Here is a 14839-nt window from a genome sequence, read left to right as displayed (position 1 = left end):
GCCTTTTTTATTTTTTTATTTTACATTCTCTCTGGAACTCGAACTCCCAATAATCCAAAAGCAGATTTTATTACATCTCCTACTACTTTAGACAACTGAACTCTAAACACTTTTTCTTCTTGGGTGTCTGCTCCAAAAATTGAAACATTTTGAAAGAAAGAGTTATAAAGCTTTACTAAATCATAAGTGTAATTAGCTATTAATGCTGGGCTTTCATTTTTAGCAGCTTGTTGGATCGTTTCAGGATACAACATTACTTGTTTTATCAGCTCTTTTTCTTTTTCATGTAATTCAACATCTACAGCTTTTGAAGTATCAAAATCAGCTTTTCTTAAAATTGCTTGAATCCTAGCATAAGTATATTGAATAAATGGTCCTGTATTACCTTGAAAGTCTACCGACTCTTTCGGATCGAATAAAATACGTTTTTTAGGATCGACCTTTAATATAAAGTATTTTAAAGCTCCTAAACCTATTGTATTATATACTTGGTTTTTCTCTTCTTCAGAATACCCGTCAAGCTTTCCTAATTCTTGAGAAATCTCTTTAGCTGTAGTGGTCATTTCATCCATTAAGTCATCTGCATCTACTACCGTTCCTTCTCTACTCTTCATTTTACCAGAAGGAAGATCTACCATTCCGTAACTTAAATGCGATAGGTTCTCGGCCCAATCATAACCTAATTTCTTTAAAATCAAGAACAATACTTTAAAATGATAGTCTTGCTCATTCCCTACCGTATAAATCATTCCGCCAACATCTGGATTATCTTTAATACGCTGAATAGCAGTACCTATATCTTGAGTCATATAAACTGCCGTACCATCTGAACGCAATACCAGTTTTTCATCTAATCCGTCTTCTGTTAAATCGCACCAAACAGAACCGTCTTCTTTTTTAAAGAAAACCCCTCTAGCCAACCCATCTTCAATATTATCTTTTCCTAATAAATAGGTATTACTTTCATAATAATAAGAATCAAAATCAACACCTATGTTTTTATAGGTTACCTCAAACCCATCATACACCCATTGGTTCATTTTCTCCCAAAGTGCCACTACATCTTTATCTCCAGCTTCCCATTTACGCAGCATTTCTTGTGCTTCTTTAAATATAGGTGCTTCTTTCTTAGCCTCTTCTTCATTTATTCCCCCTTCTATTAAACCAGCAATTTCTTCTTTATAAGCTTTATCAAAAGCTACGTAATACTTACCTACTAATTTGTCTCCTTTTAACCCACTTGAATCCGGTGTTTCTCCATTTCCAAATCGCTGCCAAGCCAACATCGATTTACAAATATGAATTCCTCTATCGTTTATAATTTGAGTCTTGTATACTTTTTTTCCGGAAGCTTTTATAATTTCAGCAACCGAATATCCTAACAATACATTTCTTACATGCCCTAGATGTAACGGCTTATTTGTATTTGGCGAAGAATATTCTACCATTACTGCTTTTTCTCCTTCTTTAGGAGAAACAAAACCATAATTCTCTTCTCCTCTAATTGTATTGAATACAGAAATGTAGTAATTATTATCTATCACTAAATTCAAAAAACCTTTAACAACATTAAAAGCTGTAATTTCTTTTACATTATCTACTAAGTATTGTCCAATCGCTTCACCTATTTGTACCGGATTCCCTTTTATAGACCTTAGCATAGAAAACACAACCACTGTAACATCACCTTCAAATTCTTTACGCGTTGCTTGAAACTCTACCGTTGGTAACTCAATATTAAAAATAGACTGCACAGCTTTTTTTACCTCTGCTGTTAAGATTTCCTGAATACTCATGATACTTCAAATAATTAAGCTGCAAAGATAATTTAATTCATTACATAACTACTTTTTAAAACCACATATTTAGGTATTTATATTTGTTAGTTTCACCACACAAATACATCTATAAAAAACAATTATCAGCTTTTAATCGTTAAAAACACACCGTTTGAAGAAATTCACTTTTAGTTAACAAAAGTTATTCTTGTCTCTTATTGTTAAACCAAAAAAAAGATGTTCATTTGCCCAAATTTTTAAAAAATGGAATTATTCCTTTATATATTTGGAGCTTTATTTTCGGTTATGAATCCTTTAGGCACAGTACCTATTTTTGTTAGTTTAACTGAGGGTGACACCAGAAAAGAAATTAACAAAACCTCATTATTAGCAAGCATCAATGTTTTTGTAATACTTGTTATTTCGTTTTTTGTTGGAAAATATGTTTTAGCTTTTTTTGGCATTACCTTAAGTGCTCTTAAAGTTGCTGGAGGCTTGGTTATTGCTTCATCAGGTTTTGCCTTATTGAAAGGTGAGTTCTCTAAAAACAGGGGTATGAATAAAGCTCGAAAACAAGCCGCTCACGATAGAGAGAAAATTTCTCTAACCCCCTTAGCCATTCCTATGATGGCTGGACCTGGTTCTATTTCATTATTAATTAGTTTAAACGAAGAGTACACAAACACTAGCCAAATTACTACAACTTTAATTGCTGTTCTTTTAGTTTGTCTTATTTGTTATATTATGATGAGAGGGTCGCAATATATTATTAGAGTTCTTGGCCCTAATGGTATAAATTCGATATCAAGAATAATTGGTTTTATTGTTATTGCCTTAGGAATAGAATATTTATGGGCTGGAATAACTTCTTTTTTAACTACGCTACCATAACTAGGTAACACTCCTCTATATAAATAGTTTCACTAGAAACTTCTAATAAAATCACAAACCCTTATCCTCTAACGGATTTGTAATATATAGCTATTAAACTACATTTACCCCAAAATGTACTATTAACAAGATAAACATCAATATTCATAAAGCTTTTTGACATTATAAATCTGATAATTTTTTACCTTCTAATATTCCTAAGGTACTATCTCTAACCTCAGACATTAAAGTGTGTAAACTACAAACATCTTCACTTATACAATCGTCACACTTTTCATAAAAATTTAAACTAACACAGGGTAACATTGCAATAGGCCCTTCTAAAACTCTAATCAATGCAGCTAATGAAACACTCTCAGGATCTTTAAGTAAATAATACCCTCCTCCTTTTCCTTTTTTAGACCCCAGAAAGCCACTATTTTTTAACTGTAGTAATATTGCTTCCAAAAATTTTCTTGGAATATTCTTTTCTTCAGCAATCTCAGATATTAGTATTGGAGTGCCAATTTCTTTTTGAGAAATATAGCTTAGTGCTTTTAATCCGTATTTAGTCTTCTTTGATAACATATACTGGGTCTATAAAGGGTTAAAAAACTTCAGCTAACATGCATCTAGCACTTCCGCCACCTAAAGTTTCTATAGTTGATATATTTACCGTCAAAAGGTAACAATATTTTTCAAGTTTAACAAGTTGCTCAGTTTTTAAACTTTCTCTTGCTTGAGTACTCATTACAAGAATTTGCTTATTATTTCCTTTTAACTCTAACATATTGCCAGCAAAAGAATGCATCTGTTCTTCCGTTATTGCAATAATATCTTTATTAGTTTGCTTTAAATGTTGTAAAACATTTTTCTTTTCCTTTTTATCATCTATCGCATCCAAACAAATAACTGCAAATTTTTCACCTATACAAAGCATCACATTTGTATGATAAATAGGTTTCCTATTCCCTTTTACGGTTTGATTAGCTCTAAAAATAACTGGATCATAATCAAAATCCTCGCAAAACTCTACAAATAAATCTTCGTCTGCTCTAGAGGATAATGCACAATAAGCTTTCTTATATTGCCTATCTAAAACCATACTTCCGGTTCCTTCTAGAAAAACACCTTCCTCTTCTGCTTCAGTATAATCGATAACATTATTGATCTGAAGTCCGTTTTCCTCCACTAGCTCTAAAACCTCTTCTCTACGTTCATCTCTACGATTAACGGCTTCCATAGGATATACAGCAACAGTACCTCCTTCATGAAAAGATATCCAATTATTCGGGAAAATAGAATCTGGAGTATGTGGTTCTTTAGTATCTTCTATTACCAACACTTTAACACCTACATCTTTTAATGCCTTTACAAAACCATTAAACTCTTTTAAAGCCTTTTCTTGGATCGCATTTGGAGTAGACAAAATATCTTGTTGAAAATGATTCGATATAGCTGTTTGTTCATTTTTAACAAAAGCAACTGGCCGAACCATTAAAACCGTATTTGTAGTCTGCTTATTCAATTACAGCACTTCTTTTAATTGTTTTGTAACCGCATCTAACACTTCGAAAGCAGTTTCAGCCATTTTATTACCTTTAAAATCTAATAGTGGGTTTACTTCTACAAACTCAACAGAAGCAACCTTTTTAGATGCTAATAACTGATTGATAATTGCTATAATTTCATGTTGATCAAACCCTTTAGGCACCGGTGTTCCTGTTCCGTAAGATATTAAATCACAATCCATACTATCTACATCAAACGAAATATAAATCATATCGCAGTTTGACATAGTATCTAAAACTTCATTTACGCAGGTTTCTAAACCTCTATAACGCACCTCATGAACCATATAGTTTTTAATTCCAAGCTTTGCAATTTGCTTGTCTTCTGGTTCTTCAGTATCTCTTACTCCAAAATAAACTACATCTTGTGCTAAAACTTTAGCCCCATCGACGCCAATATTTTTCATGGCATTCCAATACTTTTCAGTATCTCCAGTTACCTCGTTTATTTGGCAATCTAAATTATCATCGGCTAAAGCAGCAGCCAAAGGCATTCCATGAATATTACCTGAAGGAGAAGTATAAGGTGAATGTATATCTGCATGAGCATCAATCCATACAACTCCTAATCTTTTATTGGGATGAGCAGCTTTGATTCCAGAAATAGTTCCTAAAGCAGATGAATGATCTCCTGATATTACTAACGGAAAATTACCTTCGTTAATATTTCTTGCAACAGAAGTACTCAGCCTTTCACATTGCTCGTAAACACTTTTTACTCTTTTAGCAAAAGAATTGGTAACTTTATTATAAATCGACTCATTCTCTGTTTCTAAATCTTCAAAATCAAACTGATTAAAATAATCATTCTTTTCATTAATAGCTGCTATCTCTATAGCATCAATTCCTAAATCAGACCCTCTGGTTCCAGCTCCAATATCAGATCTGTTTTTTATAATTTTTATCGATTTACTCATCTTGATTTCTTTTTCTTTTACAATCAGACAAAAATACTAGTTTAAAAGACACTGTTAAAGTTACAGGTCGAAATTATACCACTAGTCTTTTTTTGTATAAAAAAAGTGTGCCTACATAGACAAGCTTTGTATGACACACTTTAAGGTTAATTTATATGATGCTATCTTTCATTTACAGGTTTGAAAGATCTTAAATTTTCTCCTGTATAAATCTGACGAGGACGACCAATTGGTTCCTTACGCAAGCGCATTTCTCTCCATTGAGCTATCCAACCTGGTAAACGACCTAATGCAAACATCGGCGTAAACATTTCTACAGGTATTCCCATAGCTCTGTAAATAATTCCCGAATAGAAATCTACGTTTGGATATAATTTTCTATCTACAAAATAAGAATCAGACAATGCTTCTTGCTCTAATCCTTTAGCTATATCTAAAATAGGATCGTTAACTCCTAAATCTGCTAGTACTTCATCAGCAGCAACTTTAATGATTTTAGCACGAGGGTCGAAGTTTTTATAAACTCTATGACCGAACCCCATTAAACGGAAAGGATCTGCCTTATCTTTAGCTTTTCCCATATACTTTTTAGTATCTCCACCATCTAGCTTAATAGCTTCTAACATTTCTAATACTGCTTGATTAGCTCCACCGTGCAAAGGTCCCCATAAAGCAGATATACCTGCCGATAAAGAAACATATAAACCTGCGTGAGAAGATCCTACTATACGCACTGTAGAAGTAGAACAATTTTGTTCGTGATCTGCGTGTAAAATAAGTAACTTGTCTAAAGCATTAGTAACTATTGGGTTGGCCTTGTACTCTTTATTAGGCCTATTAAACATCATTTTCATGAAATTTTCAACATAACCTAAATTATCATCACCGTAATCTAAAGGTAATCCCATTCTCTTTCTATGAGCCCAAGCTGTTAAAACTGGAAATTTCCCCAACACCTTAACTATTGCATTGTACATATCTTCTTCTGAATCTACGTTTACAGAGCTAGGGTTGAACGCTATTAAGGCACTAGTTAATGACGACAGAACTCCCATTGGATGTGCTGATTTAGGAAAACCATCTAATATTTTCTTAACATCTTCATCTACATGAGCTTCAGCTTTTATATCAGCATGGAATTTTTCTAATTGCTCAGCTGTTGGCAATTCTCCAAAAATTAATAAATACGCTACTTCTAAGAAATCAGCTTTCTCTGCTAACTCTTCTATAGAATAACCACGGTATCTTAAAATTCCTTCTTCTCCATTTAAAAAGGTTATGGCACTCTGACAAGAACCTGTATTCTTATACCCCGGATCTATAGTTACTACACCTCCAGATGCTCCTCTTAATGTTTTAATATCTATGGCAACTTCGTTCTCTGTACCAACAATTACTGGGAATTCTATTTTTTTACCGTTTACTTCTAAAGTAGCTATTTCTGACATTGTCTTTTCCTTCCTTTTTAATTATTTATTAATTCGCACGAATTTACAAAATTTCATGTTAACATAAAATTAAATTTTAACATAAAAAAAGCCTTGTTAGTCTACTTCCTAACAAGGCTTTGTATAATTTTATAATACGCTTATAATTACTTTACTTTAAACGCTTTTTCTTGCGGATAATAAGCAACCATTCCTAACTCTTCTTCTATACGCAATAGTTGATTGTACTTAGCCATTCTATCTGAACGAGAGGCAGAACCAGTTTTAATTTGTCCACAGTTTAAGGCTACTGCCAAATCTGCTATAGTATTATCTTCTGTTTCTCCAGATCGGTGAGACATTACAGACGTATAACCTGCATTATGAGCCATATTAACTGCTGCAATTGTCTCTGTTAAAGTACCTATTTGGTTTACTTTAATTAAAATTGAATTAGCAGTATTATTTTCTATACCTCTCGATAAACGCTCTACATTAGTTACAAATAAATCATCTCCAACTAATTGAACTTTATCTCCAACTTTTTCAGTTAAAGTTTTCCAACCATCCCAATCGTTTTCATCCATTCCATCTTCAATAGAGATAATTGGATATTTTGTTGTTAAATCTGCTAAATATTGTGCCTGCTCTTCTGAAGTTCTTACAGCTCCTTTATCACCTTCGAACTTAGTATAATCATATTTACCATTTACATAGAATTCAGCAGCAGCACAATCTAAAGCGATCATGATTTCATCTCCAAAACTATAACCTGCATTCTCTACAGCTAACTTGATTGAATCTAACGCATCTTCAGTACCATCTAAAGTCGGTGCAAAACCTCCTTCATCTCCAACTGCAGTAGATAAATTTCTATCTTTTAATACTTTCTTTAAATGATGGAAAATCTCTGTACCCATTTGCATTGCTTCAGTAAAGTTTTTAGCTTTTACTGGCATTACCATAAACTCTTGAAAAGCAATTGGAGCATCACTATGAGAACCACCATTAATAATATTCATCATAGGAACTGGCAATGTATTAGCAGAAACTCCTCCAATATATCTATACAAAGGCAATCCTAATTCATTAGCCGCTGCTTTAGCACAAGCTAAAGAAACTCCTAAAATAGCATTAGCTCCTAATTTAGATTTATTTGGAGTTCCATCTAAATCTATCATCAATTGATCTATAGTATTTTGCTCAAAAACAGAAATCCCTAATAATTCTTCTGCTATAAGCGTGTTAACATTTTCTACAGCTTTAGACACTCCTTTTCCCATAAAAGCTTTCCCTCCATCACGTAACTCAACTGCTTCATGTTCACCAGTTGATGCTCCTGAAGGAACAGCTGCTCTACCCATTACCCCATTTTCTGTAGTAACATCTACTTCAACAGTTGGATTTCCTCTTGAGTCTAAAATTTGTCTTGCATGAATGTTAATAATCATACCCATAATTTGTTGTATTATAGTTAAAAATTTACAGGCCCGATTGGGCCTGTTTTTAGTTTATGCTTGTTGTAATTTAGCTTTTTTAATATTGGCCACAAATTGATCAAACAAATACGCTGAATCGTGAGGCCCTGGACTTGCTTCTGGGTGATACTGAACCGAAAAACAATTCTTATTTTTCATTTTAAGTCCAGCTACAGTATGATCATTTAAATGAACATGAGAAACTTCAACATCAGTATTTGCTTCTGCCGATTCTCTATCTACAGCAAATCCATGATTTTGAGATGTAATCTCACCTTTTCCAGTTGCTAAGTTTTTAACTGGATGATTTATTCCTCTGTGACCATTATGCATTTTAAAAGTAGAGATACCATTAGCAATTGCTATTACTTGATGCCCAAGACAAATTCCAAACAATGGTAAATCTCTTTTTATAATCTCTTTAGCAACAGCTTGAGCTTCTACTAATGGTTCTGGATCTCCAGGTCCGTTAGACAAGAAATACCCATCAGGATTCCAAGCACTCATTTCTTCAAAAGTTGCATTGTATGGAAAAACCTTAACATAAACTCCTCTAGAAGCTATGTTTCTTAAAATATTTCTTTTTATTCCGATATCTAAAGCAGCAACTTTTAAAGAAGCATTTTCATCACCAAAAAAGTATGGCTCTTTGGTTGAAACTTTTGAAGCCAACTCTAAACCATTCATGTTTGGAACTTCTGCCAATTGCTTTTTTAAACCTTCTATATTATCAACATCAGTAGAAATCACAGCATTCATAGCTCCATTATCTCTAATATATGAAACCAATGCTCTTGTATCTACATCTGATATAGCGAATAGATTATTCGCATTTAAAAAATCTTCTAGAGATTCTTTAGCATCAACCCTAGAATAATCATAACTAAAGTTTCTACAAATTAAACCTGATATTTTAACGCTATCAGATTCATTTTCATTTTCATTTGTACCATAGTTACCAATATGTACATTGGCGGTAACCATTAACTGACCAAAGTAAGACGGATCTGTAAAGATTTCTTGATAACCAGTCATACCCGTGTTAAAACAAACTTCTCCAAAAGAAGTTCCTTCTTTATCTCCTACTGATTTACCATAGAAAATAGTTCCATCAGCTAATAATAAAATTGCTTTTTTACGAGATTGATATTTCATGTGCTGTGTTGTGTGTTATTTGGTGTGCAAAATTAAGTATAAAAAAAAGGATAAACTAAAAAGTTTATCCTTTATTATTTACGAATACGAAATCATTCTATTCTTCTTCTTGAGTTGCTTGAGTCTCAACAGCAGGAGCAGCAGCTTTTTTAGCTCTACCACGACGAGTAGATTTCTTAGCAGCCTTTTTATCTGCGTTATAGATTTCATTGTAATCTACTAACTCAATCATAGCCATATCTGCATTATCACCTAAACGATTACCTAATTTGATAATTCTAGTGTAACCTCCTGGTCTATCAGCAACTTTAGTAGCTACTTCTCTAAATAATTCAGTTACTGCATCTTTTTGTCTTAATTTAGAAAAAACTAAACGACGGTTATGCGTTGTATCTGATTTAGATTTAGTTACTAGAGGCTCTACAAATTGCTTTAAAGCTTTAGCTTTTGCAACAGTTGTATTAATACGCTTGTGCTCTATTAATGAACAAGCCATATTAGCTAACATTGCCTTTCTGTGTGCAGTTTTTCTACCTAAATGGTTTACTTTTTTACCGTGTCTCATGACATTTTAAATTTAACATCATCTTGCTTCAACCCACTATTGAGGAGCAAAATATGATGAATTAATCTTTATCTAATTTATATTTACTTAAATCCATTCCGAAATTTAAACCTTTAACGTTTACAAGCTCTTCAAGCTCTGTTAAAGATTTTTTACCGAAGTTACGGAACTTCATTAAATCATTTTTATTAAAAGAAACTAAGTCTCCTAAAGTATCTACTTCTGCCGCTTTTAAACAGTTCAATGCACGAACAGATAAGTCCATATCAACAAGCTTAGTCTTAAGCAATTGTCTCATATGTAACGATTCTTCATCGTAGGTCTCTGTTTGAGCAATCTCATCAGCCTCTAAAGTGATACGCTCGTCAGAGAATAACATAAAGTGGTGAATTAAGATTTTAGCAGCTTCTGTTAAAGCTTCTTTAGGATGAATAGATCCATCTGTGCTAATTTCAAAAACTAATTTTTCGTAATCGGTTTTTTGCTCAACACGGAAGTTTTCTATACTATACTTAACATTTTTAATTGGCGTGTAGATAGAATCTACAAAGATAGTTCCTAATGGAGCAGTAGCTTTTTTATTTTCTTCTGCAGGAACATAACCTCTACCTTTTTCAATAGTGATTTCCATATTAATGGTAACTTTCGGATCTAAATTACAGATTACTAAATCTGAATTTAATACTTGGAAACCAGAAATAAATTTTTGGAAATCTCCAGCAGTTAACTGCTCTTTTCCAGATACAGATATTGAAACAGTTTCGTTATCTACATCTTCTATTTGTTGCTTAAAACGTACTTGCTTTAAGTTTAAGATAATTTCAGTAACATCTTCAACTACACCAGAGATTGTAGAAAACTCATGATCTACACCTTCTATACGTGTCGAAGTAATAGCAAAACCTTCTAAAGAAGATAATAAAACTCTTCTTAAAGCATTACCTACTGTTAAACCATAACCAGGCTCTAATGGTCTAAACTCGAATTTACCTTCGAATTCAGAAGAGTCAATCATGATTACCTTATCTGGTTTTTGGAAATTTAATATCGCCATTTTTTTCTTCGTTTTAATTGTTACTTAGTTGCGCGGTTTATAAGTTTGAAGAAACACGAACAAACCCTTTGGCCAAGCTTCAATATGATTAATTTATTATTTAGAATATAATTCTACTATTAATTGCTCTTTAATGTTTTCAGGAATCTGAACTCTAGCAGGAACAGAAACAAAAGTTCCTTCTTTAGTAGCTGAGTTAAAAGTCATCCACTCATAAACATTACTATTAGCAGCTAATGAATTCTCAATAGCAACTAAAGATTTAGATTTTTCTCTTACACCAACAACATCTCCAGCTTTTAATTGGTAAGAAGGAATATTTACTATTTCTCCGTTAACTGTAATGTGTCTGTGAGATACTAACTGACGTGCTCCATTTCTTGAAGGAGAAACACCCATTCTATACACTACGTTATCTAATCTAGACTCACATAATTGTAATAAAACTTCACCAGTAATACCTTTACTAGCAGATGCTTTCTTAAATAAGTTAGAGAATTGACGCTCTAATATACCATAAGTATATTTAGCTTTTTGCTTTTCAGCCAATTGGATAGCATACTCAGATTTTTTACCTCTTCTTCTGTTGTTACCATGTTGACCTGGAGGATAATTTCTTTTTTCAAAAGATTTATCATCTCCGAAAATTGCTTCACCGAATTTACGAGCAATTTTAGTTTTTGGACCAGTATATCTTGCCATTTCTAAAAAAATTGTGAGAGGGGTTATGAATTAAGGTCTTACTTTAATCCTTCGATAACCGTTTATTCCTCTCAATGATTATTAAATATAAAAAAACAGAAACACAGCTTTACTGTGCTTCTGTAACTTGTAGTATAATTATACTCTTCTTCTTTTTGGTGGTCTACAACCATTGTGAGGAATTGGAGTTACATCAATGATTTCTGTAACATCAATACCTGAATTATGGATAGATCTGATAGCAGACTCTCTACCGTTACCAGGTCCTTTTACATAAACTTTTACTTTTCTTAAACCAGCTTCATGAGCTACTTTAGACGCATCTTCTGCTGCTAATTGAGCTGCATAAGGTGTGTTCTTTTTAGAACCTCTAAAGCCCATTTTACCTGCTGATGACCAAGAAATAACATCACCTTTTTTGTTTGTTAACGAAACAATGATGTTGTTGAAAGATGAAGTAACATGTGCTTCACCAATTGCCTCAACTACAACTTTACGTTTTTTTGTGCTTTTTGCTTTTGCCATGATTACTTATTATTTAGTTGCTTTTTTCTTGTTAGCAACTGTTTTTCTTCTTCCTTTTCTTGTTCTAGAGTTGTTCTTAGTACGTTGTCCTCTTAATGGTAAACCAGCTCTGTGACGGATTCCTCTGTTACATCCGATATCCATTAAACGCTTAATGTTTAATTGAATTTCAGTACGTAATTCTCCTTCGATAGTATATGTACCTACCTGCTCACGGATTTTACCAATTTGTTCATCGTTCCAATCTGACACTTTGATATTCTCGTCAACTCCTGCATTAGCTAATACTTCTTTAGCTCTGCTAGACCCAACACCGAATATATATGTCAATGCGATTACACCCCTTTTATGTTTTGGGATATCAACACCTGCAATTCTTGCCATAATTACCCTTGTCTTTGTTTAAATCTAGGATTCTTTTTATTAATAACGTACAATCTTCCTTTACGACGTACGATTTTGCACTCTGCACTTCTTTTTTTTACTGATGCTCTTACTTTCATCTGTTAAAAATTTAATATTAAATGCAAGCAAATCACTTACATTTTTTACTCGTTGCAACTTAATTACTTAAACGAGAGCGCAAAAGTAATTAAATTGCTAGAATATTTATAATTTTAACACAAGTATTTTAGTACCTGTATGTTATTCTTGCTTTAGACAAGTCATAAGGACTCATTTCTAGCTTTACTTTATCTCCTGGTAATAGCTTTATATAATGCATACGCATCTTACCTGAGATATGAGCGGTAACTATATGTCCATTCTCTAATTCTACTCTAAACATAGCATTAGATAATGCTTCTATAATACTACCGTCTTGTTCTATTGCTGGTTGCTTTGCCATTTTATTTAGTTATTAGTTATTAGTTATCAATCGTTAGTTTACAAATTATGTACCAAAATATTTTAAGGAACTATTTTAACCTAACTTCAAGATTAACCAACGACTAGCGCCTAATTACGCTACTGCTTTTCTATTTTTACCTGATTGCATTAAACCGTCGTAATGTTTATTTAATAAATAAGCATTTACTTGTTGCATTGTATCTATCGCTACCCCTACTAAAATTAATAAAGAAGTACCTCCGTAAAACAATGCCCATCCTTGTTGTAATCCCATTAAATTATACGCAAAAGCAGGTAATATTGCTATAAGCGCTAAAAACACAGAACCTGGCAAGGTTATATTAGACATAATTTTATCTAGATAGTCTGCTGTTTCTGTTCCAGGTTTAATACCCGGAATAAAACCATTACTACGTTTTAAATCTTCAGCCATTTTATTAGGATTGCTTTGAGGCATCATTGCAGTGTATAAATATGTAAATACAATAATTAATAAAGCAAATACTAAATTATACCAGAAACCAAACATGTTCCCAAACTCAGTTTTTAAGAACTGAGCTACTTCACCGTCACCAAAAGCATTACCTAATGCAGCAGGCACAAACATAATTGCTTGAGCAAAAATGATTGGCATTACTCCAGAAGCATTTAATTTTAAAGGTAAAAATTGTCTAGCTCCTTCTTCATATCCTCCAACAGCAGAACGACGTGCGTACTGCACAGGAACTTGTCTTACAGCCATAATTAGCATAATAGACAATAATATAATTACCAACCAAACAACAACCTCTAATAAAATCATCATTAACCCTCCTGTTCCAGCTTCTCCAGAAAATCTAGACATAACTTCTTGAACAAAAGAACTTGGTAAGGTAGCAATAATACCTACCATAATTAATAATGAGATACCATTTCCTATCCCTTTATCAGTAATTTTTTCACCTAACCACATTGCAAAAATACATCCGGCAACTAAAATAAACACCCAAATTAGGGTCATAAAAGTGTTACCTATTAAGTCTGGAGCTCCTAATTCACCAAATGCAGATGCAGGAACACCTAACTGTTGTAAACCTGTAAGATAGAATGGTGCTTGAACTAAACAAATTAAGATAGTTAACCATCTTGTTATTTGAGTAATTTTTTTCTGACCACTCGCTCCTTCTTTTTGTAATTTTTGCAAATAAGGAATTGCAACTTGCATTAATTGCACAACAATAGAAGCAGAAATATAAGGCATAATACCTAAAGCAAATACTGATGCTTTAGATAAGGCTCCTCCGGTAAAGGCATTTAATATTCCTAAAAAACCTCCTCCACCAAAAGTTTCGCCAAGTTTGCCTAATTCACTTACGTCAATTCCAGGTAATACAATTTGTGCACCAAATCTGTACACCAACAACAAACTTAGAGTTAAAAGAATTTTCTCTTTTAACTCTGTTATTTGCCAAACACTTTTTATTGATTCTATTATTTTTTTCATAAAATAAGTTTATAAAGTTACAGCTTCACCACCAGCAGCCTCAATAGCAGCTTTTGCAGTAGCAGTAAACTTATGAACAGATATTTTTAAACTTGCTTTTAATTCTCCTCTACCTAAGATTTTAACTAAATCGTTTTTACCAACAACTCTGTTAGCTACTAACGTTTCTAAATCTACAGTATCAGTAATTACTCCGGTATCAACTAACCCTTGTAAAGTATCAAGATTTACACCTGCATACTCTTTACGGTTAATGTTTGTGAAACCGAACTTAGGCACACGTCTTTGTAAAGGCATTTGACCTCCTTCAAAACCGATCTTTCTCGAATATCCAGATCTAGACTTAGCCCCTTTATGACCTCTTGTAGCAGTACCACCTTTTCCTGATCCTTGGCCTCTACCAACTCTCTTAGAATTATTATGTACTGAACCTGAAGCTGGTTTTAAATTACTTAAACTCATCGC

17 protein-coding genes are annotated in these 14839 nt (G+C 33.0%); 1 reads left to right on the top strand and 16 read right to left on the bottom strand.

Annotation, left to right across the window (positions count from 1 at the left end; translation table 11 throughout):
• Positions 1-20 precede the first annotated feature (20 nt).
• Positions 21-1796: an arginine--tRNA ligase gene (gene argS, locus ACFQ1O_RS13050; protein WP_377716591.1), complete on the bottom strand. Its 1776-nt coding sequence runs from the start codon at positions 1794-1796 to the stop codon at positions 21-23.
• 246 nt (positions 1797-2042) lie between these two features.
• Between argS and ACFQ1O_RS13045 the strand changes: the two genes are divergently transcribed.
• Entirely contained in the window at positions 2043-2669 is a 627-nt protein-coding gene (locus tag ACFQ1O_RS13045; protein WP_377716589.1) for a MarC family NAAT transporter, read from the top strand.
• A gap of 162 nt (positions 2670-2831) precedes the next feature.
• On the opposite strand, the gene ACFQ1O_RS13040 is transcribed toward ACFQ1O_RS13045, so the two are convergent.
• The 15 genes from ACFQ1O_RS13040 to rplO form a co-directional block, all read right to left on the bottom strand.
• Positions 2832-3236, bottom strand: coding sequence for an RrF2 family transcriptional regulator (locus ACFQ1O_RS13040; RefSeq protein WP_377716586.1), 405 nt, complete (start codon positions 3234-3236; stop codon positions 2832-2834).
• 19 nt (positions 3237-3255) lie between these two features.
• Positions 3256-4176, bottom strand: a complete 921-nt coding sequence (ctlX, locus tag ACFQ1O_RS13035; RefSeq protein ID WP_377716584.1) for a citrulline utilization hydrolase CtlX — start codon at positions 4174-4176, stop codon at positions 3256-3258.
• Positions 4177-5136: an arginase gene (gene rocF / locus ACFQ1O_RS13030; RefSeq protein ID WP_377716582.1), complete on the bottom strand. Its 960-nt coding sequence runs from the start codon at positions 5134-5136 to the stop codon at positions 4177-4179.
• Positions 5137-5297: 161 nt separating this feature from the next.
• A complete protein-coding gene (locus ACFQ1O_RS13025; RefSeq protein WP_377716578.1) occupies positions 5298-6584 on the bottom strand; it encodes a citrate synthase in 1287 nt (428 codons plus the stop codon).
• Positions 6585-6730: 146 nt separating this feature from the next.
• Positions 6731-8020 carry a phosphopyruvate hydratase gene (eno, locus tag ACFQ1O_RS13020; protein ID WP_377716575.1) on the bottom strand — a complete coding sequence of 430 codons (1290 nt, stop codon included), beginning with the start codon at positions 8018-8020 and terminating at the stop codon, positions 6731-6733.
• A gap of 54 nt (positions 8021-8074) precedes the next feature.
• Positions 8075-9196 carry a glutamine-hydrolyzing carbamoyl-phosphate synthase small subunit gene (carA, locus tag ACFQ1O_RS13015; protein ID WP_377716573.1) on the bottom strand — a complete coding sequence of 374 codons (1122 nt, stop codon included), beginning with the start codon at positions 9194-9196 and terminating at the stop codon, positions 8075-8077.
• A gap of 97 nt (positions 9197-9293) precedes the next feature.
• Positions 9294-9761, bottom strand: a complete 468-nt coding sequence (rplQ, locus tag ACFQ1O_RS13010) for a 50S ribosomal protein L17 (RefSeq protein ID WP_377716571.1) — start codon at positions 9759-9761, stop codon at positions 9294-9296.
• Between the two features lie 61 nt (positions 9762-9822).
• Complete coding sequence (locus tag ACFQ1O_RS13005; RefSeq protein ID WP_377716569.1) at positions 9823-10815, bottom strand: DNA-directed RNA polymerase subunit alpha; 993 nt, start codon at positions 10813-10815, stop codon at positions 9823-9825.
• Positions 10816-10911: 96 nt separating this feature from the next.
• Positions 10912-11517 carry a 30S ribosomal protein S4 gene (gene rpsD / locus ACFQ1O_RS13000; protein ID WP_377716567.1) on the bottom strand — a complete coding sequence of 202 codons (606 nt, stop codon included), beginning with the start codon at positions 11515-11517 and terminating at the stop codon, positions 10912-10914.
• Between the two features lie 138 nt (positions 11518-11655).
• Positions 11656-12042 (bottom strand): 30S ribosomal protein S11, encoded by a 387-nt coding sequence (rpsK, locus tag ACFQ1O_RS12995; RefSeq protein WP_377716565.1) that lies wholly within the window; start codon positions 12040-12042, stop codon positions 11656-11658.
• 9 nt (positions 12043-12051) lie between these two features.
• Entirely contained in the window at positions 12052-12426 is a 375-nt protein-coding gene (gene rpsM / locus ACFQ1O_RS12990; RefSeq protein ID WP_377716563.1) for a 30S ribosomal protein S13, read from the bottom strand.
• Positions 12427-12428: 2 nt separating this feature from the next.
• A complete protein-coding gene (gene ykgO, locus ACFQ1O_RS12985; RefSeq protein ID WP_073370549.1) occupies positions 12429-12545 on the bottom strand; it encodes a type B 50S ribosomal protein L36 in 117 nt (38 codons plus the stop codon).
• 128 nt (positions 12546-12673) lie between these two features.
• Complete coding sequence (infA, locus tag ACFQ1O_RS12980) at positions 12674-12889, bottom strand: translation initiation factor IF-1 (RefSeq protein ID WP_069674378.1); 216 nt, start codon at positions 12887-12889, stop codon at positions 12674-12676.
• A 114-nt stretch (positions 12890-13003) separates the two neighbouring features.
• Positions 13004-14374 (bottom strand): preprotein translocase subunit SecY, encoded by a 1371-nt coding sequence (gene secY / locus ACFQ1O_RS12975; RefSeq protein ID WP_377716559.1) that lies wholly within the window; start codon positions 14372-14374, stop codon positions 13004-13006.
• A gap of 9 nt (positions 14375-14383) precedes the next feature.
• The gene (gene rplO, locus ACFQ1O_RS12970; RefSeq protein ID WP_377716557.1) at positions 14384-14836 is read right to left on the bottom strand and encodes a 50S ribosomal protein L15; all 453 of its coding nucleotides are present in this window, start codon (positions 14834-14836) and stop codon (positions 14384-14386) included.
• Positions 14837-14839 lie beyond the last annotated feature (3 nt).

The organism is Pseudofulvibacter geojedonensis (genome assembly GCF_042675745.1).
GTDB lineage: Bacteria > Bacteroidota > Bacteroidia > Flavobacteriales > Flavobacteriaceae > Pseudofulvibacter > Pseudofulvibacter geojedonensis.
The sequence above is the reverse complement of the archived record's forward strand: the minus strand, read 5'-3'. Positions and strand labels throughout refer to the sequence as shown.

Excerpts from the sequence above, each read along its gene's own strand:
- argS (WP_377716591.1), bottom strand. The coding sequence starts at position 1,796 with ATGAGTATTCAGGAAATCTTAACAGCAGAGGTAAAAAAAGCTGTGCAG.
- ACFQ1O_RS13045 (WP_377716589.1), top strand. The coding sequence starts at position 2,043 with ATGGAATTATTCCTTTATATATTTGGAGCTTTATTTTCGGTTATGAAT.
- ACFQ1O_RS13040 (WP_377716586.1), bottom strand. The coding sequence starts at position 3,236 with ATGTTATCAAAGAAGACTAAATACGGATTAAAAGCACTAAGCTATATT.
- rocF (WP_377716582.1), bottom strand. The coding sequence starts at position 5,136 with ATGAGTAAATCGATAAAAATTATAAAAAACAGATCTGATATTGGAGCT.
- ACFQ1O_RS13025 (WP_377716578.1), bottom strand. The coding sequence starts at position 6,584 with ATGTCAGAAATAGCTACTTTAGAAGTAAACGGTAAAAAAATAGAATTC.
- eno (WP_377716575.1), bottom strand. The coding sequence starts at position 8,020 with ATGGGTATGATTATTAACATTCATGCAAGACAAATTTTAGACTCAAGA.
- carA (WP_377716573.1), bottom strand. The coding sequence starts at position 9,196 with ATGAAATATCAATCTCGTAAAAAAGCAATTTTATTATTAGCTGATGGA.
- rplQ (WP_377716571.1), bottom strand. The coding sequence starts at position 9,761 with ATGAGACACGGTAAAAAAGTAAACCATTTAGGTAGAAAAACTGCACAC.
- ACFQ1O_RS13005 (WP_377716569.1), bottom strand. The coding sequence starts at position 10,815 with ATGGCGATATTAAATTTCCAAAAACCAGATAAGGTAATCATGATTGAC.
- rpsD (WP_377716567.1), bottom strand. The coding sequence starts at position 11,517 with ATGGCAAGATATACTGGTCCAAAAACTAAAATTGCTCGTAAATTCGGT.
- rpsK (WP_377716565.1), bottom strand. The coding sequence starts at position 12,042 with ATGGCAAAAGCAAAAAGCACAAAAAAACGTAAAGTTGTAGTTGAGGCA.
- rpsM (WP_377716563.1), bottom strand. The coding sequence starts at position 12,426 with ATGGCAAGAATTGCAGGTGTTGATATCCCAAAACATAAAAGGGGTGTA.
- ykgO (WP_073370549.1), bottom strand. The coding sequence starts at position 12,545 with ATGAAAGTAAGAGCATCAGTAAAAAAAAGAAGTGCAGAGTGCAAAATC.
- infA (WP_069674378.1), bottom strand. The coding sequence starts at position 12,889 with ATGGCAAAGCAACCAGCAATAGAACAAGACGGTAGTATTATAGAAGCA.
- secY (WP_377716559.1), bottom strand. The coding sequence starts at position 14,374 with ATGAAAAAAATAATAGAATCAATAAAAAGTGTTTGGCAAATAACAGAG.
- rplO (WP_377716557.1), bottom strand. The coding sequence starts at position 14,836 with ATGAGTTTAAGTAATTTAAAACCAGCTTCAGGTTCAGTACATAATAAT.